General features: G+C 66.4%; 18 protein-coding genes and 2 tRNA genes. 3 read left to right on the top strand and 17 right to left on the bottom strand.

The genetic code is table 11. The features are described from left to right. Positions 1-94: 94 nt before the first annotated feature. From rpmA to mobA, 9 genes are all read right to left on the bottom strand, one after another. Entirely contained in the window at positions 95-358 is a 264-nt protein-coding gene (gene rpmA / locus ACPXCG_RS18925; protein ID WP_164306645.1) for a 50S ribosomal protein L27, read from the bottom strand. Between the two features lie 36 nt (positions 359-394). After that, the gene (gene rplU / locus ACPXCG_RS18920) at positions 395-706 is read right to left on the bottom strand and encodes a 50S ribosomal protein L21 (RefSeq protein WP_425793627.1); all 312 of its coding nucleotides are present in this window, start codon (positions 704-706) and stop codon (positions 395-397) included. Positions 707-1008: 302 nt separating this feature from the next. Beyond that, positions 1009-4500 carry a translation initiation factor IF-2 N-terminal domain-containing protein gene (locus tag ACPXCG_RS18915; protein ID WP_425793625.1) on the bottom strand — a complete coding sequence of 1164 codons (3492 nt, stop codon included), beginning with the start codon at positions 4498-4500 and terminating at the stop codon, positions 1009-1011. A 417-nt stretch (positions 4501-4917) separates the two neighbouring features. Beyond that, the gene (gene ndk, locus ACPXCG_RS18910; RefSeq protein WP_425793624.1) at positions 4918-5334 is read right to left on the bottom strand and encodes a nucleoside-diphosphate kinase; all 417 of its coding nucleotides are present in this window, start codon (positions 5332-5334) and stop codon (positions 4918-4920) included. Positions 5335-5388: 54 nt separating this feature from the next. After that, positions 5389-5805: a hypothetical protein gene (locus tag ACPXCG_RS18905; RefSeq protein ID WP_425793623.1), complete on the bottom strand. Its 417-nt coding sequence runs from the start codon at positions 5803-5805 to the stop codon at positions 5389-5391. A gap of 171 nt (positions 5806-5976) precedes the next feature. Further along, positions 5977-6378, bottom strand: a complete 402-nt coding sequence (locus ACPXCG_RS18900; protein WP_425793622.1) for a DUF4233 domain-containing protein — start codon at positions 6376-6378, stop codon at positions 5977-5979. Further along, positions 6375-8042 carry a bifunctional tetrahydrofolate synthase/dihydrofolate synthase gene (gene folC / locus ACPXCG_RS18895; protein WP_425793620.1) on the bottom strand — a complete coding sequence of 556 codons (1668 nt, stop codon included), beginning with the start codon at positions 8040-8042 and terminating at the stop codon, positions 6375-6377. Before folC ends, ACPXCG_RS18900 begins: the two co-directional genes overlap by 4 nt. Further along, a complete protein-coding gene (locus ACPXCG_RS18890) occupies positions 8039-10687 on the bottom strand; it encodes a valine--tRNA ligase (RefSeq protein ID WP_425793618.1) in 2649 nt (882 codons plus the stop codon). The genes folC and ACPXCG_RS18890 overlap by 4 nt, the downstream gene beginning before the upstream one ends. 74 nt (positions 10688-10761) lie before the next feature. Next, a complete protein-coding gene (mobA, locus tag ACPXCG_RS18885; RefSeq protein ID WP_425793616.1) occupies positions 10762-11370 on the bottom strand; it encodes a molybdenum cofactor guanylyltransferase in 609 nt (202 codons plus the stop codon). 48 nt (positions 11371-11418) lie between these two features. Here mobA and ACPXCG_RS18880 point away from each other — a divergent pair, with 48 nt between their 5' ends. Next, the gene (locus ACPXCG_RS18880) at positions 11419-13737 is read left to right on the top strand and encodes an FdhF/YdeP family oxidoreductase (protein ID WP_425793614.1); all 2319 of its coding nucleotides are present in this window, start codon (positions 11419-11421) and stop codon (positions 13735-13737) included. Between the two features lie 120 nt (positions 13738-13857). Here ACPXCG_RS18880 and clpX read toward each other — a convergent pair whose 3' ends face one another. The 5 genes from clpX to ACPXCG_RS18855 form a co-directional block, all read right to left on the bottom strand. Further along, complete coding sequence (gene clpX, locus ACPXCG_RS18875; RefSeq protein WP_425793613.1) at positions 13858-15138, bottom strand: ATP-dependent Clp protease ATP-binding subunit ClpX; 1281 nt, start codon at positions 15136-15138, stop codon at positions 13858-13860. A gap of 309 nt (positions 15139-15447) precedes the next feature. Beyond that, positions 15448-16167: an ATP-dependent Clp protease proteolytic subunit gene (locus ACPXCG_RS18870; RefSeq protein ID WP_425793612.1), complete on the bottom strand. Its 720-nt coding sequence runs from the start codon at positions 16165-16167 to the stop codon at positions 15448-15450. Between the two features lie 53 nt (positions 16168-16220). Then, entirely contained in the window at positions 16221-16829 is a 609-nt protein-coding gene (locus ACPXCG_RS18865; RefSeq protein WP_161059423.1) for an ATP-dependent Clp protease proteolytic subunit, read from the bottom strand. A 239-nt stretch (positions 16830-17068) separates the two neighbouring features. After that, positions 17069-18439 (bottom strand): trigger factor, encoded by a 1371-nt coding sequence (tig, locus tag ACPXCG_RS18860; RefSeq protein ID WP_425793611.1) that lies wholly within the window; start codon positions 18437-18439, stop codon positions 17069-17071. A gap of 64 nt (positions 18440-18503) precedes the next feature. Continuing rightward, positions 18504-18577: transfer RNA gene (locus ACPXCG_RS18855), tRNA-Pro, on the bottom strand. A 215-nt stretch (positions 18578-18792) separates the two neighbouring features. Between ACPXCG_RS18855 and ACPXCG_RS18850 the strand changes: the two genes are divergently transcribed. Beyond that, positions 18793-18866, top strand: a tRNA-Gly gene (locus ACPXCG_RS18850). A 125-nt stretch (positions 18867-18991) separates the two neighbouring features. Here ACPXCG_RS18850 and ACPXCG_RS18845 read toward each other — a convergent pair. From ACPXCG_RS18845 to ACPXCG_RS18835, 3 genes are all read right to left on the bottom strand, one after another. Continuing rightward, the gene (locus ACPXCG_RS18845) at positions 18992-19927 is read right to left on the bottom strand and encodes a tyrosine-type recombinase/integrase (protein ID WP_425793610.1); all 936 of its coding nucleotides are present in this window, start codon (positions 19925-19927) and stop codon (positions 18992-18994) included. 170 nt (positions 19928-20097) lie between these two features. Next, on the bottom strand, positions 20098-22077 hold the full coding sequence (locus ACPXCG_RS18840) for a hypothetical protein (protein WP_425793609.1): 1980 nt from the start codon (positions 22075-22077) through the stop codon (positions 20098-20100). Between the two features lie 30 nt (positions 22078-22107). Further along, positions 22108-22350, bottom strand: coding sequence for a hypothetical protein (locus ACPXCG_RS18835; RefSeq protein WP_425793608.1), 243 nt, complete (start codon positions 22348-22350; stop codon positions 22108-22110). Between ACPXCG_RS18835 and ACPXCG_RS18830 the strand changes: the two genes are divergently transcribed. Beyond that, on the top strand, positions 22325-22654 hold the full coding sequence (locus ACPXCG_RS18830) for a hypothetical protein (protein ID WP_425793607.1): 330 nt from the start codon (positions 22325-22327) through the stop codon (positions 22652-22654). The two genes, ACPXCG_RS18835 and ACPXCG_RS18830, sit on opposite strands and share 26 nt — an antisense overlap. Positions 22655-22801 lie beyond the last annotated feature (147 nt).

The following is a 22801-nucleotide window of genomic DNA, read 5'->3' as shown; positions in this document are numbered from 1 at the left end:
GGTGACTTCCTTCCTGAGAAAACAAGCAGGGCGGGCCGGGTACGTCATGACCCTTGCCCGCCCTGTGTAGAGCTGAACGTGCTCCCGGCGTCCGTCAGACCGCGACGGTCTCCGGGACGATGTTGACCGTCTTGCGGCCGCGCTTGGTGCCGAACTCCACCGAGCCGGTCTCCAGTGCGAACAGGGTGTCGTCGCCACCGCGACCCACGTTGACGCCCGGGTGGAACTTGGTGCCGCGCTGACGGACCAGGATCTCGCCCGCGCTGACCTTCTGTCCACCGAAACGCTTCACGCCGAGCCGCTGGGCGTTGGAATCACGACCGTTGCGCGAGCTGGACGCGCCCTTCTTGTGTGCCATCTCTGCAGTCCTCCTGAGGTACGTGCGGGAATCGAGTTACTTGATACCGGTGACCTTGAGGACCGTCAGCTTCTGACGGTGACCCTGGCGCTTGTGGTAGCCGGTCTTGTTCTTGAACTTGTGGATGCGGATCTTCGGGCCCTTGACGTGCTCGACGACCTCACCGGTCACCGAGATCTTCGCCAACTTGTCCACATCGGTGGTGAGGTTCGAGCCATCGACGACCAGCGCCACCGGCAGGCTCACGCTGCTGCCCGGCTCGCTGTCGATCTTCTCGACCTTCACAATGTCGCCCTCAGCGACCTTGTACTGCTTACCGCCGGTCTTGACGATCGCGTACGTTGCCATCGAAGCTGTCCTCTTTAACTCGTCTGTCGGACCCACGGCGCTGTTGCGCACCGGGGTGTGTGGGTGGTGCGTGCCTGGTACGGGCCGCACGCCAACCCCGCATCTGCGCCGGGGAGTCACTACGGATCACACCAGATGCCTGCCGTCGGGTCTCGCGCATCTGCCGGTCCCAGGGTCGTCCTGGGTGTTCCGGGCACAGCTCAAGCCCTCCGCGGAAGGCGACCAATCAAGATTACGGGACCGTCGTCGCTCGGGTCAAACTCACGTGTACGCTCCCGACCTGCTCACAGCGGTCGCCATCCTCATTCCTCCGCCGGCGGCGGGCCGGCGGGCCTGCCTGCCGTCCGGCGGCGAGGGCGACGCCGGACCGCGACGGCGGCCTCGGACGACGCGCTTCCGCCAGTCGGCCCGAACGTGGTCTTCGGTCCCGACGACGATCCGTCGGCGTCGGCGGTGAGGACCACCGGCTCCGAGGCCGTCGGCGGGGAGGCCGCCTGGCGGACCACCCGACGTCGGCGTTTAGGCGCGGGGGACGCCGGCTCGGACTCGGTCGCCGCGACCTCGGGCGTGCTCGGCGCGGTGGCGGGCTGCTCGGCCGGCGCGGCCACGGACTCGCCCGCCGCCGCGCTGGGCTCGGATCTCACGCTCTCACGAGAATCCGCGTCACGGGAGCCCGCGGCGGCCGACTTCTCCCCCGACGTCTTCGGGGTCTTCTCGACCATGTGGGCGTCATCGCCCTGAGCAACGGCATCTGCCCGTCCGGCCGAGGTATCCGCCTTCTCCTCCGATTCGCCGTGCACGTCCTGCGGCTCGTGCTCACCGTCGGGATCGTGAGAGTGCGCCGCCATGGCGCGGAACATCGGATGCTCGGCCGGATTGTGTGTCGGCTTCTGGGTGTCGGGTGCCGGCTCAGCCTTGCGACGGTTGCGCCGCGATCGCTTCGATCCACCGCCGCCGTCGGACCGCGCGGTGTCGTCGGATCGGACCTCCACCGGATTCGCGTGCACGATGATGCCGCGTCCGCTGCACTGGGTGCACGTCGTGGAGAAGGCCTCGAGCAGACCGGTACCGAGACGCTTGCGCGTCATCTGCACCAGCCCCAGCGATGTCACCTCGGACACCTGGTGCCTGGTCCGGTCGCGTGCGAGCGCCTCGGTCAGACGGCGCAGGACGAGGTCCCGGTTCGATTCGAGGACCATGTCGATGAAGTCGACGATGATCATGCCGCCGATGTCGCGCAGGCGCATCTGCCGCACGATCTCCTCGGCCGCCTCGAGGTTGTTGCGGGTGACGGTCTCCTCGAGGTTTCCGCCGGACCCGGTGAACTTTCCGGTGTTCACGTCGACCACGGTCATGGCCTCGGTGTGTTCGATGATCAACGTGCCACCCGAGGGCAACCAGACCTTGCGATCGAGTGCCTTCGCGAGCTGCTCGTCGATGCGGTGCACGACGAACGAATCCGGCGCGTCGGCGTGTGCCCGCTCGAACCGCTCGACCCGATCCATCAGATCCGGTGCCACCGCGCTGATGTAGCGCTGGACGAGATCCCACGCCTTCTGGCCCTCGACGACGAGCTTCTTGAAGTCCTCGTTGAACAGGTCGCGCACGACCCGCACCAGCAGGTCCGGCTCTTCGTACAGGGCTTGGGGCGAGTTCGAACCGGATCCGCCTTTGGTCTTCCCGACCGCGGCGTCGATCTCTTTCCACTGACCTTCGAGGCGCTCGATGTCCGCACCGAGGTCCTCGGCGCTGACGCCCTCGGACGCGGTGCGGATGATGACACCCGCGTCGTCGGGGACGAGTTTGCCCAGGATGCTCTTGAGCCGTTTGCGCTCGACATCGGGGAGCTTGCGGCTGATCCCCGTCGACGAACCGCCCGGCACGTAGACCAGGTAGCGACCGGCCAGCGAGATCTGTGTCGTCAGACGAGCACCCTTGTGACCGACCGGATCCTTGCTGACCTGGACGAGGACGTTGTCGCCCGGCTTGAGGGCCTGCTCGATCTTCCTCGATCCGCCGTCGAGTCCGGCGGCGTCCCAGTTGACCTCACCGGCATAGAGCACGCCGTTGCGTCCGCGACCGATGTCGACGAATGCCGCCTCCATCCCGGGCAACACGTTCTGCACGCGTCCGAGGTAGATGTTGCCGACCATCGACGACGAGGTCTCGGTGGTCACGAAATGCTCGACGAGCACCCCGTCCTCCAGCACCGCGACCTGTGTGTAGTCCTCGACCGGCACAGCCTGGTCATGCCCGTGGTCGCCGGCGTTCGCCGCCACGCTGATCGAGCTGTTCGCGCTCCGCTCGCGCACGACCATCACCCGGTCGACGGCCTCCCGCCGCGCCAGGAATTCCGACTCGCTCAGGATCGGTGGTCGTCGACGTCCCGCGTCGCGACCGTCACGCCGACGCTGACGCTTGGCCTCGAGTCGCGTGGAACCGGAGATGCCCTGCACCTCGTCGCGTGCCCGCTTGCTGCGCGGCTCGCGCTCGTGCACCACGGTGTTCGGCGGATCGTCCGGCGAGGCGTCCTCCCCGTCCGCACCGCCCTTGCGGCGGCGACGGCGCCTGCGCCGCTTGGACGGATTCTGGTCGGAGTCGTCCGAGCCCGAACCGTCGTCGGCGTCGTCGGTGTCCTCGCCGTCGGCGTCCCCGCTCTCGTCGTCGTCCGGCTCGCGGTCCTTGTCCTTCGCCTTGGCCTTCTTGCTCTTCTTGCCGGAGGGTCGCGCATTCCGGTCGTCGCCGGCGGAGTCGGCCGACTCGTCGTCGGAGTCCTCGTCCGGCGAGTCAGATGTGTCGTCGGTGCCCGTGTCCGCCTGATCTCCTCGACCACGGCCTCGTCCACGGCGGCCCCGACGGCGCCGACGCGACCCGCCGCCATCGCCCGTCGAGTCGTCGTCGTGGGTGCTGTCGTCGCCGCGCGTCTCGTCGACGTCGGCGTCCTTCCCGGCCGCGGCCTTGTCGTCGGTCGCACTGTCGGACTTGACACTGTCGGACTTGACACTGTCGGACTTGGCACTGTCGGACTTGGCACTGTCGGACTTGGCACTGTCGGACTTGGCACTGTCGGACCTCGTGCCCTCGGACCTCGTGCCCTCGGACTTCGTGTCCTCTGGCTTCTTTTCCTCGGTCTTCGGCCGGCGCGGCGAGCGCTTCACAGGCTCGACCGCCTGAGGCGACAGGAACAGCGGCTGCGACACGGCCACCTCGGCGGCCGAGATCGGCTGGTGTTGGGTCTGCTCGACCGACGAGAACAAGGTCGGCATGCCGGTCGTCTCGGGAGTTGTCGGGGACGAGGGCACGTCCGATTCGTCGGCGGCGGCCTCGGTGGCCGGCGCTTCAGCTGCCGGTGGGGCCTCGCTCGTGGTCTGATCGCCCACGGGTGCCGCACTGACCGGAGTGGACCCCGACGTCCCGATATCGGCAGATGCGGTCTCGGCGGACGGGGTCTCGTCTGCGCCCGGGCCGGCCTGCGCCGGGTCCGAGGGCTCGACCTCGGCTCGCCCGGACTCGTCGGTCCCGGCGGTGTCGGCCGCGTCCTCGACCGCCTCGACGGCGGCCTCATCGACCTCGACGTGTGCACGGACGCGGTCGGCGACCCGCTGCGCGACCTCGCGGTCGATGCTCGATTGGGGGCTACGTGTTTCCACCCCCAGCTCGGTCAGGTGTGCGAGCACTTGTCTGCTGGTCAGGCCCAAGGTCCTGGCCAGAGCATGCACGCGAAGCCTGCTGGGAAATTCTTCCGCCGATCCTGACGATGCGTTCGCGTCAGCCGGCGACCCGTTGTCGGTCACTCAGTCTCCTCGAGCCCCCGGGCGCGTCGGGCTGACGCGGCCACGCGAGGGCTTCACTCTGTGTCCCGGTCTCTGGTGGACCGGTGTTGTGTGGTCTTCGCGCCTTCTCCGCGACCTGTAATGACTGGTCGCGAGGCGGCGCCTTGCGTTGTTGATGACCTCAACCGGTCAGGTCTTCCACGCCATCGGGCCGCGGGCGTTCGAGCCAGCCGTCCGGCTGCCAGGGCAGCCCGAGCCTGATGGGGAAGACCGGTGATCGGGGTGACCGATACCGGAGGCGTCATCCGGCTGCCGACGACAAAGTGTGTCACCGACAACTGTGCAAGTATCCCACACCACGAGTCGATCCCCGCACACTATGCGTGTTTGCCTACTGCCGAGGTGTCCACGGCACGAGGGACGCGGGTGAGACCGCGGTCAGACGCCCAGGTCAGGGAACCACAGCGCAATCTCGCGCTCGGCGGACTCCGGTGAGTCCGAGCCGTGCACCAGATTGGTCTGGGTGCTCAATGCGAAGTCGCCACGGATGGTTCCCGGGACGGCTTTTTCGACCGGGTCGGTGCCACCGGCGATCTGCCGAAACGCGGCCACGGCCCGCGGTCCTTCGAGCACCGCCGCGACCAGTGGGCCGGAGGTGATGAACTCCAGCAACGACGGGTAGAAGGGCTTGCCCTCGTGTTCGGCGTAGTGTCCGCGCGCCACGTCGTCGCTCACGGTCTTGAGTTCCAGCGCCACGAGGGTCAGCCCCTTGCGCTCGATCCGGCTGATGATGTCGCCGACCAGCGACCGCTCGACGCCGTCGGGCTTGATGAGTACCAGAGTCCGTTCAGTCACGACGTCACCCTATCGTTGCGGTCTGCTCGCCTGCTTCGCTCCCACCAGCACGAGTCACTGGCAGTAGGTCCCGGCGACCGGGAAGAATCCGTAGTTGAACAGGTTGCCCGACTTCGCGCGCGGATCCACGACGATCTGCAGGCAGCCTCCCGGGGACTTGAGAGCGCCGGCCAGCGCCATGTCGAATTGGGCCGCGAGCGCCAGGTTCGCCGGACGGTACTGAGCCGGCACCGGCAGGGACGCGACCGCATCAGGGACCTTCATCGAGGCCGCGCGCATCGTCATGTCGTGGGTGGCGACGTAGCTGTACTCCCCCTCCGACACCGGCATCGGCGCGTCGGCGACCGGCAGATCCGCCGGATCGACCGGTGGCGCGGCGTTGGCGGTACCGGCGGCCAGCGACGATCCGATCACGGCCAGCGCCATCGCGGCGGTGGCCAAGGGGCGGTGAAGGCGGGTGTTGACAGACAAGCGTTTCCTCACATCACTGGAAGTCGGACACAGGGAACGCACGAAAAAGCGCCCCCCGGCAGCGACATTGTCACAGCCCCGCCGGGTCAAAAGCGAGGGCCTCGAGGTCACAGTCGGGCAACACGTGTTGCACTCGCCGAACCCGGACTGGTGGCTGTCGAAACGGAGAGGTCAGCCGTCGAGTGGCTGCTGGCCCGGCAGCATGCCCCGGGCGATCCGCACCTCCACATCGTGCTTGATGTACGCGATGTACACCCACACGCAGAGGAAGATCACCCCGATCACGGCGATCGACCAGTGGAAGACGCCGCCGACGATCACCAGTACCTGGAGCGCCAGGTCGAGTCGCAGCGCATACGGGCGGCCCTGCAATCCGGCCGCCAGGATGTGGGCGAGCACGACGACGCCCAGGTAGACACCCGACAGCCACGTCAGGCCCGAGCCGATGTTTGCCACGATCGGGAATGCCAGGCCGAGGACGATGACCTCGAGGATCAGCGTGCCGGCCATCACGCCACGCAGGCCCTTCCACGGGTCGTTGGCGGGTGGGGTGAACCGAACCGGTTCAGTCATGAGGGCTCCTTGCCGAACAGTGTGCGCGCGGCGCCGGCAGTGACCACCGACCCGGTGATCACCACGCCCGCACCGGAAACGGGCTCACCTTCGGATTCCTCTGCCAGGCCGATCGCCGTCTCCACCGCGTCCGGCAGGAAGGGCTTCACCACGATTCGGTCATCCCCGAAGATCGGTCGCGCGATCTCGGCGAGCGACTCCGTGTCCACCGCACGCGGGGATCCGTTGTTGGTCAGCACGATCTGGTCGAAGACCGGCTCGACAGCCTCCAGGAAGCCCTCGGCATCCTTGTCGCCCAGCATGCCGATGACGCCCACGAGGCGTCGGAAGTCGAATTCCTCGGCCAGCGCCTGCGCCAGCGCGGTGGCGCCGTGCGGATTGTGCGCGGCGTCGACGAAGACGGTGGGCGCACTCCGCACCCGCTCGAGACGACCGGGGCTCGTCACCGATGCGAAACCCGCACGGATCGCGTCGATGTCGAGTTGCCGATCCGCACCGGCGCCGAAGAACGCCTCGACGGCGGCCAACGCCAGCGCCGCATTCGCCGCCTGGTGGGCTCCGTGCAGGGGGAGGAAGACCTCGTCGTAGACACCGCCGAGTCCCTGCAGACGCAACAGCTGACCTCCGACGGCGGTCATCGAGTCGAGCACCGCGAATTCGGAGTTCTGCCTCGCGACGATCGTCTCCGATTCGACCGCCTGCCGGAGTAGCACGTCCGACACCTCGGGTTCCTGCGCCGCGATGATCGTGACCGGGTCGGTGGGCAGGAGTTCGTCGTCGTCGGCCTTCTTGATGATCCCGGCTTTCTCGGATGCGATCGCACCCAGGGAGTCGCCCAGATAGTCGGCGTGGTCCATGGCGATGGGCGTGATCACCGCGACGGCGGCGTCGATGACGTTCGTGGCGTCCCAGCGTCCGCCCATCCCGGTCTCCACCACCGCGACGTCGACCGGAGCCTCGGCGAAGACCGCATACGACATCGCGATGAGGACCTCGAATTTGCTCATCCGCGGTCCGCCGGTCGCGGTCGAGGAGTCGTCGACCATGGTGATGTAGGGCTCGAGCTCGCGGTAGGTGTCGATGTAGTGCCGCGCACTGATCGGCCTACCGTCCACCGAGATCCGCTCGGTGACCCGCTGCAGGTGCGGGCTGGTGATCCGGCCGGTCCGTCGGTGCAGTGCGATGAGCAGCGCATCGACCATCCGCGTCACCGACGTCTTGCCGTTGGTACCCGCGATGTGGATCGCGGGATAGCTGTGCTGCGGCGAGCCGAGCAGATCCATCAGCGCCGAGATCCGGGTCAGCGACGGCTCGATCCTGGTCTCCGGCCAGCGCGTGTCGAGCTCGGCCTCCAGCTCCGCGAGCTCGGCGAGAGTGGCCGGGTCATCACGTGGGCCTGCGTCGACCGACGATGCAGCGCGATCCCCGTCGTCGTCCGTGGACTCCTCGTACCCGGAACCGTCGTCGTCGTCGGCATAGAGGTCGTCGGGGGCCCCGCCGCGGCCGGCGAGCAAGGACCCCAGGTCGGTCGGCAGCGGAGCGGCACCGAGCGGATCGACATCGATCTCATCGCGGTCGCGCGGATCCTCGCCAAGGTGGTCACGGTCGATATCGTCGACGTCCTCGTCGTCGGCGCTGCCGTGTCCGCGCTCGCGCGGACTCACGAGCCGCTCAGCGCATCGAGGGCGGCACCGAGCCGTTCGACTTCCTCGGTGGCGACCTGCTGCCGGTCGCGGATCTTCGCGACGACGTGGTCGGGGGCCTTGGACAGGAACTGCTCGTTGCCGAGTTTCGCTGTGGTCCCGGCCAATTCCTTCTCGGCAGCGGCGAGGTCCTTGGTCAGGCGTTTACGCTCGGCCGCCACGTCGACCGTCCCCGACGTGTCGATACGCACGGTCACCGTGGTCGCCGACAACCGGACGTCGATGGTTGCGGTGGCCGAGAAGTCGTCACCCGCGGGTTCGAGGCGGGCGAGGGAATCGAGGTAGGCCCGGGACGGGGCCAGTCCGGCGACGTCGAGGCCGTCGATCTCGGCCGCCACCCGCTGCCCCGGCTTGAGTCCCTGGTCGCTGCGGAATCGGCGGACCTCGGTGATGAGGCGTTGCAGATCGTCGATGTGCCGGGCCGCCGCGGCGTCGCCGGCGGCGCCGTCGGCGCCGTGGGGCCACTCGGCCACCACGACCGACGTCTTGCCGGTCAGTGCCGTCCACAACGCCTCGGTGACAAAGGGCATCACCGGATGCAACAGGCGCAGCAGGCTGTCGAGCACCGTGCCGAGCACCAATGAGGTCGACCGCGAACGCTCCGCGTCGTTCTCGGCGTACTGGACCTTCGCCAACTCCAGGTACCAGTCACACACCTCGTCCCACGCGAAGTGGTACAGGGCCTCGCAGGCCTTGGAGAACTCGTACGATTCGAACCCGGCGTCGGCATCGGCACGAACGGTCGCGAGGCGATCCAGAATCCAGCGATCCGCCTCGGTGAGGGTGGATCGTTCCGGCAGATCTCCGAGGGTCGCCCCGTTCATCATCGCGAACTTGGTCGCGTTGAAGAGCTTGGTGGCGAAGTTGCGCGACGACTGGGCGTGATCCTCCCCGACCGAGATGTCGCTGCCCGGGTTGGCGCCTCGTGCGAGCGTGAAACGCAGGGCGTCGGCGCCGAATCGCTCCACCCAGTCCAACGGGTCGATACCGTTGCCCTTCGACTTCGACATCTTGCGACCGTGCTCGTCGCGGACCAGGCCGTGCAGGAACAGATTGTGGAACGGGACCTCGGCGCCCTCGCCCAACTGCGGCCCGACGTAGGTGCCGAACATCATCATCCGGGCCACCCAGAAGAACAGGATGTCGTAGCCCGTGACGAGAACCGAAGTGGGATAGAACTTCTCGAGGTCGGCCGTCTTGTCGGGCCAGCCCATCGTGGAGAAGGGCCATAGTCCGGACGAGAACCACGTGTCCAGGACGTCGGTCTCCTGCACGTACCCCTCCGGCGCCTGGTCGTCGGGACCGACGCACACCACCTCACCGTCCGGGCCGTACCAGATCGGGATGCGATGACCCCACCACAACTGACGTGAGATGCACCAGTCGTACATGCTGTCGACCCAGCCGAACCAGCGCGGTTCCATCGACGGCGGATGGATCACCGTGTCGCTGTTGCGGACCGCGTCACCCGCCGCCTTGGCCAGGGAATCGACCTTCACCCACCACTGCATCGACAGTCGCGGTTCGATCGGCTCCCCGGTGCGCTCGGAGTGACCGACGCTGTGTAGATAGGGCCGCACCTCCTTGACGATGCGCCCCTGCTCGGCCAGTGCCTCACGCACCTTGACCCGGGCCTCGAACCGATCCATGCCGTCGAACGGCGTCCCGGTGTCCGCTATCCGGGCCTCGTCGTCCATGATCGTGGGCATGGGCAGGTCGTGCCGCTGCCCGATCGCGAAGTCGTTGGGGTCATGGGCGGGTGTGATCTTCACTGCACCACTACCGAATTCGGGGTCGACATAATCGTCGGCGATCACCGGGATCATCCGGTCGGAGAACGGATGCTCGAGTTCGGTGCCGATCAGATGCGCGTACCGCTCGTCGTCGGGATGGACGGCGATCGCCGTGTCGCCGAGCATCGTCTCCAGCCGGGTGGTGGCGACGACGATATGAGGCTGGCCGTCGTCGAGACTGCCGTACCGGAAACTGACGAGTTCGCCCTCCACGTCGGCATAGCTGACCTCGATGTCACTGATCGCGGTCTTGAGCACCGGCGACCAGTTGACCAGTCGCTCCGCGCGATAGATCAGCTCGTCGTCGAACATCTGCTTGAACACCGTCTGCACCGCGCGGGACAGTCCGTCGTCCATGGTGAACCGCTCGCGGCTCCAGTCGACGCTGTCGCCCAGCCGTCGCATCTGGGTACCGATGTTGTCGCCGATCTCGGCCTTCTCGGTCCACACACGTTCGATGAAGGCCTCACGGCCGAGGTCGTCGCGCGTGAGACCCTCGCCGGCGAGCTTGCGCTCGACCATCGTCTGCATCGCGATCGCGGCGTGGTCCATGCCCGGCAGCCACAACACCTCGTAACCCTGCATCCGGCGCCGGCGGGCCAGTGCATCCATCAGCACGTGCTCGTAGGCGTGCCCCATGTGCAGCGAGCCGTTGACGTTCGGAGGGGGGATGACGATGGAGAAGGCCGGCCGGTCACTGGTCGTATCGGCCGTGAAGTAGCCGGCATCCACCCATCCCTGATAGAGCCTGTCCTCATGCTCGGCGGGGTCCCAGGACTTCGGCAATTCACGGGTGGGATCGGATGTGGTCACCCCACAATCTTAGGGAACGGGTCCCCACTGGACTGCAGGCCCGTACGTGTTCGGCCGCGAGGCCTCCATGTGTCTCACACGTGGAGCCGATGCAGGTCCTCCGGCGCGTTGACGTTCGTGAGCCACTCGGGGTTGCTCACCGCCACACGATGGGTGGTCAGCAGCTCGAGCGCGGCCAGCATCCGGCGTTCCCCGGCGTCGGTCAGTCGGCCGAGCGTCCCGGCCACATCGGTTCGGTAGACACCTGCCATCGGATGGTCGCGCTGGGCGTCGGTCGCGATCACCACCTGGTTCGACGACGTCACACCGCGCATCAGTTCGTCGACGAGGTCGACGGAGATCAGCGGCATGTCGGTGGCGCACACGAAGGCCCACTCCGCGCCCGCCTCCGCGGCTCGCGCCAGTCCGACCGCGAGCCCACCGAGCGGACCTGTGCCCGGTGCCTCGTCGGTGACCCACTGCGCCTCCGGACCGCCGGTGCCGTACAGCGACCGGTATGCGGCGGACTCCTCGTTCGCTACCACCAGCACCGGTTGGCAGCGCTCCCCGACCACCCGCACCACGCGAGCCAGCATCGGCTCGCCCTCCCACTCCAGCGCCGCCTTGTCTCGGCCCATCCGCCGTGAGCGTCCGCCCGCCAGCACGATCCCCGCCACCCGCTGTCCTGCATCCTGTTGCGCCATGGAACCAGTCTCTGTGAAGCGTCCGGTCTCTGGGGGCAAGATGGTGATATGAGTCCCGCACAGCCCCGCGACGAAACCCCTATCGCCGAACCGGACGCCGTCCACGTCGGACACGTCAAGGATTACGCGGCGGGCGTGCCCGCGGTGGCGGTCGCGCTGGCGCGCGGGCTGGAGCAGATGGGGCCACTGCGGACGGCGCGGACGCTCACCAAGCTGAATCAGCGCGACGGCTTCGACTGCCCCGGCTGCGCGTGGCCGGAGACCCCCGGACACCGCAAGCACGCCGAGTTCTGCGAGAACGGGGCCAAGGCCGTGGCCGAGGAGGCCACCAAGCGGCGGGTGACCCCGGAGTTCTTCGCGACCCACTCCGTCGCCGATCTGCGCGAGAAGTCGGGCTATTGGCTGTCACAGCAGGGACGACTGACCCATCCCGTGCACCTGGCCGCCGGTGACACCCACTACCGGCCGGTGAGCTGGGACGAGGCGAACCGCATCATCGCGGACGAGTTCGCCGCGATGTCGTCGCCGGACGAGGCGGTCTTCTACACCTCGGGACGGACCAGCAACGAGGCCGCGTTCGTCTACCAGCTGTTCGCTCGCAGCGTCGGCACCAACAACCTCCCCGACTGTTCCAACATGTGTCACGAGTCGTCCGGTGCGGCGCTCGGCGCCTCGATCGGGATCGGCAAGGGATCGGTCACCGTGCCCGACATCGAGGCCGCCGACCTGATCCTGATCGCCGGGCAGAACCCGGGCACCAACCATCCGCGCATGCTGTCCACGCTGGAGAAGGCCAAGCACAACGGCGCCCGGATCATCGCCATCAATCCACTGCCCGAGGCCGGGCTGATGCGGTTCAAGGACCCGCAGAAGGCGAGCGGCGTGGTGGGGCACGGGGTGAAGCTTGCCGACGACTTCCTGCAGATTCGCCTCGGTGGTGACATGGCCCTGTTCCGCGGGGTCGCGCGTCTGCTCCTCGACGCCGAGCGTGCCGCCCCCGGAACGGTTTTCGATCAGGAATTCCTGGATCGGCACTGCGCGGGGGTCGACGACTATCTTCGGCTGCTCGACGACGTCGACTTCGCCGACGTCCTCGAGGCGACCGGACTGAGCCATGCGGCGATCATCGACCTCGCCGACGCCGTCGCGTCGTCGGAACGCATCGTGCTCTGCTGGGCGATGGGTCTCACCCAGCATCACCACGCCGTCGCGACCATCGGCGAGGGCACCAATGTGCTGTTGTTGCGCGGCATGATCGGCAAACCCGGCGCGGGGCTGTGTCCGGTGCGCGGCCACTCCAACGTGCAGGGCGACCGCACGATGGGGATCTTCGAGAAGATGCCCGAGTCGTTCCTCGCCGCCCAGGACGCCGAGTTCGGCATCGTGAGTCCACGTGCCCACGGCTACGACACCGTCGCGGCGATCGGGGCGATGGCTCGTGGCGACGTCCGGCTGTTCGTCGCGATGGGCGGGAACTTCGTCTCGGCCGCCCCCGATACCGAGTACACCCGAGCGGCGCTCGAGCGGTGCTCGCTGACCGTTCAGGTCAGTACCAAACTCAACGAGTCCCACCTGGCCACCGGCACGGCCGCACTCATCCTGCCCACCCTCGGACGTACAGACAAGGATGTGGTGAACGGTGTCCCCCAGCAGGTCTCGGTGGAGGACTCCATGTCGGTGGTACACCTCTCCCGCGGTTCCCTACCACCCACATCATCCGAACTGCACAGCGAGGTGGCCATCGTCTGTGACCTCGCGACCGCAGTTCTCGGACCCGACCACACCGTGCCCTGGCAGGCGTTCCGCGGCGACTACGACGCGATCCGGGATCACATCTCGCGGGTGATCCCCGGCTTCGAGGACTTCAACACCCGCGTGCGGCTGTCCGACGGTTTCGTCCTGCCGCACCCACCGCGTGACCGTCGCGAGTTCGACACCGCGACCTCCCGCGCCAACTTCGCCGTGCATCCCCTCGAGTGGGTTCGCGTCCCAGAGGGACGACTGATCCTGCAGACGCTGCGCAGCCACGACCAGTACAACACCACGATCTATGGCCACGACGACCGCTACCGCGGCATCAAGGGCAACCGCCGGGTCATCATGGTGAACCCCGACGACATCGAGAGCCGGGGTCTACGGGCCGGCGATCGGGTGGACATCGTGTCGGAATTCGCCGCGAGCGACGGGGTGCAGGAACGACGGGTCAGTGGGTTCGAGGTGATCGCCTACGCGACGCCGCGCGGCAATGCCGCTGCCTACTACCCCGAGACCAATCCGCTGGTACCGCTCGGCGCGGTGGCGAAGGAGTCGAACACCCCGGTGTCGAAGGCCGTCGTCGTGCGCCTCGAGCCCAGTCCCACCGTCTGATCTCGCAGGGGCGAACTCGCGGGCGTCCCGCAGGGCGCAAAAAGCAACGAGCCCCGAAGGGCGGGTGGCCCTTCGGGGCTCGTCGTACGGGCCCTCGCTCCTCGCGGAGCAGAAACTCTCTCAGGCGCTCTTGTCGCGCCGCTCGTCGCGACCTTCCTTGCGCGGGACGATCGTCGGGAGCACGTTGTCGCGCACCGTCTCTCCGGTGACGACGACCTTCTCGACGTCGTCGCGGCTCGGGATGTCGTACATCACCGGCAGCAGGACTTCTTCCATGATGGCGCGGAGACCACGGGCGCCGGTGCCGCGATGGATGGCCTGATCGGCGATCGCCTCCAGTGCGTCCTGGGCGAACTCGAGTTCGACGTTGTCCATCTCGAAGAGCTTGGTGTACTGCTTCACCAGTGCGTTCTTCGGTTCGGACAGGATGCTCACCAGCGAGTCCTTGTCCAGGTTGGTCACCGATGCGAGGATCGGCAGACGCCCGATGAACTCGGGGATCAGACCGAACTTGATCAGGTCCTCCGGCATCACCTCGGCGAAGTGATCAGAGGTGTCAACGTCATCCTTGCTGGTCACCTCGTTGCCGAAACCGATGCCGCGCTTACCGATTCGCTCGGAGACGATCTTCTCCAACCCTGCGAACGCACCCGCGACGATGAACAACACGTTGGTGGTGTCGATCTGGATGAACTCCTGATGGGGATGCTTGCGTCCCCCCTGCGGCGGCACCGATGCCTGGGTTCCCTCGAGGATCTTCAGCAGAGCCTGCTGCACACCCTCCCCCGACACGTCGCGGGTGATCGAGGGGTTCTCGCTCTTGCGCGCGACCTTGTCCACCTCGTCGATGTAGATGATCCCGGTCTCTGCGCGCTTGACGTCGTAGTCCGCCGCCTGGATCAGCTTGAGGAGGATGTTCTCCACATCTTCACCGACGTAGCCGGCCTCGGTGAGGGCGGTGGCATCGGCGATCGCGAAGGGCACGTTGAGCATCTTGGCGAGGGTCTGTGCGAGGTAAGTCTTGCCGCAGCCGGTGGGCCCGAGCATCAGGATGTTGGATTTCGCGATCTCGACGGTCTCACCGCTGCGCGAATCCTTCTTCTCGCCGGCCTGGATTCGCTTGTAATGGTTGTAGACGGCCACGGCGAGAGTGCGCTTGGCGGTGTCCTGGCCGATGACGTAGTTCTCGAGGAAGTCGCGGATCTCGACCGGCTTCGGCAGCTCGTCGAGTTTCACGTCGCCGTTCTCGGCGAGTTCCTCCTCGATGATCTCGTTGCACAGGTCGATGCACTCGTCGCAGATGTACACGCCGGGCCCGGCGATCAGCTTCTTGACCTGCTTCTGACTCTTTCCGCAGAAAGAGCACTTCAGCAGATCGCCACCGTCTCCGATTCGTGCCATCTGTGCCGTACCTTCCTTGTCGCTCCGGTCGAACCGGCGGACGGTCTCCGCGTGCAGCCGGGCATGGACCACCGACCGACGATCGGAATGCCCATTAACCTGACGGTACCCGCGTGCCGCTCGAACTTCGACCGATAAGGACAAATGTCGTGTCCCGATTCGGTCGTCTTCTGTCTATCTGATCGTCATCTTCGCCTGCGCGTCGGTATCCGGTGAGGCACTGCGGCGCAGACGTCAAGGATGACCGTGGCGGCGACCTCGGGCACGCACATCGGCCCGGCGTGTCGAGCCGATGCACGTACCTCTAGGTCAGGACGACGACTTCCTGAACGACTTCTTGCGGTACTCGAAGACCTCGTCGATGATCCCGTATTCCTTGGCCGCATCTGCGGTGAGGATGTTGTCGCGGTCGGTGTCCTTACGGATCTTCGCGGGGTCCTGTCCGGTGTGGCCGGCGAGGATCTCGTCGAGGCGGTAGCGGATCCGTTCGATCTCGGCAGCCTGGATCTCGAGGTCGGAGACCTGCCCCTGATACGCGCCGCCGGTCCGTGGCTGATGGATCAGGATCGTCGCGTTGGGCAGTGCCGCCCGCTTGCCCGGTGTACCGCCGGCCAGCAGGATCGCGGCCGCCGACGCCGCCTCACCGAGGCAGACCGTCACGATGTCGCAGTGCACGTACTGCATCGTGTCGTAGATCGCGAGCATGTCGGGCACGCTGCCGCCCGGGGAGTTGATGTACATCGTGATGTCGCGGTCGGGATCCTGCGACTCGAGGACGAGCAGCTGCGCCATCACGTCGTTGGCAACGGTCTGGTCGATCGGCGTACCGACGAACACGATGCGCTCTTCGAACAGCTTGGCGTAGGGATCGTACTGACGCTGACCGTTCGGGGTGTGCTCGATGAACTGCGGGAGGATGTACCGCGCCTCGATGGCACGCAGCGCGAGTGCCGACGCCGGGATTCCGGCCGCGACGTCGGCCGGGAGGGACCCCGGGAGTCGGGAGTCGAGCGAGCTGGAGTTGGTCATCTTGTGCTCCGTTGCTGTGAGTGGCCTCGTGGGACTGGGATGGTCGGCGGAGATCAGGACGGCATCACCGATGCGCGGGTGACCACGTGATCGACCAGCCCGTAGTCCTTGGCCTCCTGAGCGGTGAACCACTTGTCACGGTCGGCGTCGGCCTCGATCTTCTCCAGCGGCTGCCCACTGAACTCCGCGTTGAGACGGTTCATCTCCTTCTTGGTGGCCGCGAACTGCTCGGCCTGGATCGCGATGTCGGCCGCGGTGCCGCCGATACCCGCCGACGGCTGGTGCATCATGATCCGCGCGTGCGGCAGTGCGTGGCGCTTGCCCGGCGTACCGGCCGCCAACAGGAACTGCCCCATCGACGCCGCCATGCCCATGGCATAGGTCGCGACATCGCACTCCGCCAGTTGCATGGTGTCGAAGATGGCCATGCCCGAGGTGACCGAACCACCCGGTGAATTGATGTAGAGATTGATGTCGCGTGTCGGATCCTCGGCGGCGAGCAACAGGATCTGCGCGCACAACCGGTTCGCGATGTCGTCGTCGACCTGGGTGCCGAGGAAGATGATGCGCTCTCGGAGCAGTCGCTCGAACACGGAGTCGGTCAGGTTCAGCCCGGCCACTCCCGAACTCAGCGTTGGTGTGTGGATGGTCGGCTCACTCACAGTTCCTACCTTTGCCTGTCGTGGTGACATGCGGTCCTCGACCGCGTCAACCGATTAGGGGTCTACCTTCGTCTGTGCGATGCCCGGGGTCGGCCCGGTGGCCATCTCGACGTCCTCATCGACACTAACCAATGCGGCCGGACGGACAGTCCCGATGACACCGCTCTTCGCTGAGAGCAGAACAGCCGGCGACGGGTGATGACCCGGCTCCGGCTGTTCGTGCATCTACGTGTGGATACTCAGTTCTCCGCGCTGTCGTCGTCGGCTGCGTCGTCGTCGGCTGCTTCCTCGGGCTTGCCGAAGAACTCGTCGGTGTCCACGGCCGCGCCCTTGCTGTCGGTCACCGTCACGTCCGAGACGATCCCGGCGAGCGCCTTGCCCCGCCGGACATCGGCGTAGACCGCGCCGACCTGGCCGGCGTTCTGCAGCTGCTGGATGAACTCCTGCGGCTGCATCCCGTAACGCTGGGCCTGGAACAGGATCTGCTGGGTCAGCTCGTCCTGCGAGACGTCGGTGTCCTGCTGCTCGGCGATGGCATCGAGCAGCAACTGCGTCTTGACCGACTTCTCGGCCTCTTCGCGGGCTTCGTTGTCCCACTCCTCGCGCGTCTTGCCCTGCGCCTCAAGGAACTTGGCGACCTGCTCGTCATCGTGACCGAGTGCGTGGATCACCTGATGCTGCTGGCCCTCGATCTCGTCGGCGACGACCTTCTCCGGCAGCGGGATCTCGACCTTCTCGAGCAGGTCCTCGAGAACCTTGTCGCGGATCGCGTTGGCCTGCTCGAGCTTCTTCGACTGCTCGACGCGCTCGACGAGGCTGTCGCGCAGTTCGGCGACGGTGTCGAACTCGCTGGCCATCTGGGCGAACTCGTCGTCGAGCTCGGGGAGCTCGCGCTCCTTGACCGAGTTCACGGTCACGGTCACCTGGGCGTCCTCACCGGAATGGTCGCCGGCGACGAGCTTGGTGGTGAACTCCTTGTTCTCGCCGGTCTTCATCCCGACCAGAGCGTCGTCGAGGCCCTCGATCAGCTGACCGGAGCCGACCTCGTGCGACAGACCCTCGGTCGAGGCCTCCTCGACGGCCTCGCCGTCGACAGTGGCGGCCAGGTCGATCGAGACGAAGTCACCGTTCTCGGCGCCACGGTCGACGCCCTTCAGCGTGCCGAATCGGGCTCGCAGTCCCTCGACCTGCTCCTCGACCTCGGCGTCGTCGACCTCGATGGCGTCGACCTCGACGGCCAGTGTCGAGTAGTCCGGCAGCTCGACGTCCGGACGGACGTCGACCTCGGCGGTGAAGGTGACCGGATCGCCGTAGACGAGCTCGGCAAGGTCGATCTCGGGCTGTCCGATGGCCTTCGTGTCGGTCTCCTCGACGGCCTGCGAGTACTTCGTCGGGAGCGCGTCGTTGACCACCTGGGCGAGGATCGAATCGCGACCGACCCGGGCCTCGATCAGCTTGGCGGGCGCTTTACCCGGACGGAAGCCCGGGATGCGGATCTGCTGGGCCAGAGACTTGTAGGCCCGGTCGAACTCCCCGGACAACTCCTCGAATGGGACTTCGACATTGAGCTTCACTCGGGTCGGGCTCAGCTGCTCGACGGTGCTCTTCACGCCTGCTCCTAACATCTGCATTTCTGCGTCGGGTAATGACAAGTCTCGAGGTCGTTCACCTGAGTCGGGATGACAGGATTTGAACCTGCGACCCTCCGCTCCCAAAGCGGATGCGCTACCAAGCTGCGCCACATCCCGGTCGACCCCTCGTCGCGGCACGTACCGGAGACCGGTGAGAACGCAGAGCAGGGCCAACAGAAGATAGTACGTGGCGGCCTGCCGACGACCTAAACGGGTGCACTCAGACCCGGGCGGATGAGGAACCCGCGAGGCGATTTCGAGATCGCCGACCGCACCGGGTACAGTCTGGTGCGCACGCGACGCCGGTGGTGATCCCACAGGTGGCGCGGCACGCGGGTGTAGCTCAATGGTAGAGCCCTAGTCTTCCAAACTAGCTACGCGGGTTCGATTCCCGTCACCCGCTCCAGATCAGAGGCACATTCGATAACCAGCTACAGCCTCAGATACAGCCAAAGCCAGCGGACTACAGCCACCAACGCAAAAACGCGCCCGCCCTCGATGTGAGGACGGGCGCGTAGTGCTATCAGGGTTCTATCCGACGGCACCGAGGTAGGCGGCCAGGCCGTGGGATGCGTGGGTGTCGAGGTTGAAGCGGCCTCTGTCGTAGATGCGGATCGTCACCGAGATGTCGCGGTGCCGGGCCATGAGCTGGACGTCGCGGATCGGGATGCCGGCGTCGATGGCGTTGGCGATTGCTCCATGCCGGAGGGTGTGAGGCGACACCACCATGTCGCTGATCGCCGCCTTCTTCGCGGCGCGTTTCACAACGCGATCCGCCGACCGCCGCGTCATTCGTGAGCCGTCACGCCGCACGAACAGTGGCCCCTTCCTGTCGTCGAGGTTTTCGATGACAGCGTCGAGTGCCCGCATGATGACCGGAGGTTGCGGGACGGTGGCCGGGTCGCCGTTCTTCCCGACAAACGTGATGACCCGATGCCCCTTGGAGTAGTGCATGACGTCCGGGACGTCGAGCTCGCACACTTCGCTGACTCGCAGGCCGAGGTAGGCCATGAGCGCGCACATGGCGTACTCGGATGCGCTGGTGTCGTACGCGGCGCGCAGGAACCGTTGGGTTTCCTCACGGTTGAGGTGGACCTTCTTCGACAGGTCGAGTTTCGGTTTCGCCATCCGCACGTTCCGGCACGGGTTCTTGATGATGTAGTCGTCGTCGAGGGCGAACTCGTAGAACTGGCGCAGGCAGATTACGCGGCGGTTGACGCTGCGGGGTTGGTTGCCGCGTACATCGGTCATGTGGCGGACGTACGCCTCTATGGTGCGCCGGCGGGTCTGGAAGGGGTGGATTCCGCCGCCTTCGGTCATGCACCAGTCGCGGAACATGTGGATGTCGCGTTCGTATTCGCGGCGGGTGTTGTTGCTGTAGCGCGACAGGAACGCGTCGATGAAGAGGTCGAACTCGCGTTCGGTGGGGAGTTCGGGGGTGAACTGGGTAGCGTGAGGCGCAGTCATGTCCAGGTCCATTCTGGATTATGGCGAGGCCCCGGCTTGCGGTGTTGGTAGCACCTGGCCGGGGTCGACCTATGTGGGGTGGCGGCAGTACTTGCCGCCACCCCGACAGGTTACCGGATTCTCACGACAGAAAAGCGACCTGACGATTCGGGTTATGGGCGGGGCGCGGATCAGGCCACGTCGGGCACCACGTAGAGCATCGCGTTCAGGTTCGCCGTGGACGGGGCAATATCAGCCGAGGCCGACCACTCCACCCGCACCACATCTCCGGCGGCGACCGCAACCCCACCGCTGTAGCCGAGGTCGGTGACCCGGCTCTTGTTGGCGGTGTTGAGCACCGTTTGCAATGCGACCGCGGACCCGTTCTTCTGCGCGGTGAACGTGATCGTCCCGGCGGTGATGGTGGCCGACGAATACGCTGTCAACGCCACCAGCCGACCCGAACGCGGCACCACATACTCCACGGTGGAGCCCTGGATCGCGCCCATGTAGCCCGACCCACCGGCGGTGACGCCCGCCTTCTGGAATGGCATCGGTGCGCCCACACTGTCACGGACCTGGGCCATCCGCCGCCCCTGACCCGATAGATCGTCGATGGCCTTCTCGGTGCCGACGATGGTGTGCCGGGTGGAACCGATGTTCACGATGGCAGTCGGATCGATCCGAATGTGCGCACCCCCCGCCGTCGACATAGCTGCCGACCCCTGGAAGGTGCTGGTGTCCACCAGATGCCCGTCGCCGTCCTGGAAGCGCAACGCATACGCGCCCTGCCCGTCGATGAACTCCGACCCGATGACCCGCACCTTCGCCGACAGCGACACGTCGAGCTGGGTGCCCAGGCCGCGAATGAACTTCGCCCCCACGAACAGTGCCTCGTCCACCCGCTCGAAGAGCACCCGCTGCGACGGCGCGTAGCCGCTGGCTGCCGAGGACGGTGCCGACTCGAACTTGGGGGTGATGAAGATGAAGTTCTGCGCCTTGCGGGTGGTGTCGCCGATGATGTGAATGTCGCGGCCACCGTAGGTGATCTCGAAGTCGATTGAGTTCCAGTGAAAGCCGTTGGATTCCAGGCTGGTGCCGTTGGTCAACATCATCCCGGCCCGATTCGAGCCGACCGTGGTACCCAGCGCCGAGTGCCGTCCGCGCTGCATTTTCGAGTTCTCCACCGCCCGCCCGAACAGGCCGGTCCCGGCCACGTTGTAGAGCCGGTAGCGGTCGAACTCGATGTGGTTGACCTCCAGCAGTTCGATCAGGTTGGACGAGTAGCCGGGACCACCGGCATCGAAGCCCTGGCCGTCGAAGGTCATCTGCTCGAAGGACACGTCGGAGGCGAGCATGGTGGAGTCCAGCGCCACGGCGGGGTCGCCCATGACGCGAATCATTGGCAGGTCGACGGTGCGCTGCCAGATCGTTTTGCGTACGCCTGCGCCACGGAAGGTGACCGGCTTATTGCGAATGGTGGCGGTGTTGGTGATCTTGAAGGTATTGGCCGGATGCAGATGCACACCGGGCAGCATGATCACCTCGCCCCCGGCAGGGAGATCGGCGTAGGCGGCTTCGGCGGTCAGGAACGCATCGCCCGCCGAGCGTCCGTCGTTGGTGTCCGAACCGATCGGTGAGACGTAGCGGCGCGCGGTGCCCGCGTAGCAGCGCGCCCAGGTCTCGGTCTCGGTCGGGGCATAAGAGGCGTCAGCGTCCGTTTTCGACAGCTTGTCGGCGGTGACCTCGACAGCCCGCGCCGCGACCGCCGCCGACGCATCCGAATCCGGATCGGCGAGTAGCGACGTCATCATCGTGTCGGTCACTTCGGTGTTGACGTTCGCCGCCATCCACGCCTCCACCGCCTGCGACAGCGTGGCGGTCGGCGCCGTCCCGGGAATGTCGAGGTTCGTTTCGATCAACGCCTTCAACGTCGTCGCCGTCTCCCCCACATCGAAATAGACGGCGGTCTTCCCGATCCCGGACACCTGCCACGGCCCGGGCCGCAGGGAAACAGTCTTGGCGACGTTGTAGGCGAAGTCTTTCGCGATCCCCCGCGGTTTCACCAACACGTCGCCGTCGTAGTAGGGGGCGCGGGCACGGAAGACGAGACGGACAGTGCCGGAGGAACCGACCATTCCCTCATCGGCGATGACTGTGATGTCAGGCATCAGGACTCCTGTTCTGTGATGGGCTGCGGGTCATGTCCAGTCCCGCAGGTAGAAGTTGTCGATGGTGCCGCCGTTGATGGTGAACAGTCGACCGATGCCGATCGCGCCGTAGCGGTGGCCGTTGCCGTGGGCGATGACGTTGCTCGAATCGGTCCACGAGATCAGATCCGACCAGGCACCGCCGACATACTTTGCGGCGGTGTAAGTCTTGGTCGTCGGGTTGTAGCGCAGCCGGTAGGTGCCTGCGGTGAAGCTGCCCGAGATGGTTTGCACGGTCGTGCTGCCGTGTCCCAGGCTCATCGTGCGGAACCGTCAGAAGACGCCGCTGCAGAAGGCGACAGAGGAATTGGCTTCCGCGGTGCGGGATGCCGGCATGGACACGAAAGAGTTCGCCGCCTGGTCCATCTCAGCGAAGGGGCCGGGCCTCAACATTGCCCAGTGCACCGATGTGCGCAAGCTCGAAGATTTGACGAGACGGGTGCAGGCCGAGGGTGCAGCGATCCTCGGTGAACCGTCCCTCGAGGATGCCCAGTCGACACTGTCGGATGCGTTGGGTGCTGAGGGGGTCGACCAGTGAGCGAGTTTTGGGGAAGCTACTTCCAGTCCACAAGACGCAACGGTGAACGTGGCGACGCCGGCCTGGACCGCACCGTCACCTTCAAAGCCTCCAGCGAACGGCACACCCGCACAACCGCCGACGAGGACCACACCAAAGCACACGTCC

Source organism: Gordonia sp. DT218 (assembly GCF_049847105.1).
Lineage (GTDB): Bacteria > Actinomycetota > Actinomycetes > Mycobacteriales > Mycobacteriaceae > Gordonia.
Note: the sequence above shows the minus strand (reverse complement) of the source record. Positions and strands in the feature narration are given on the sequence as shown.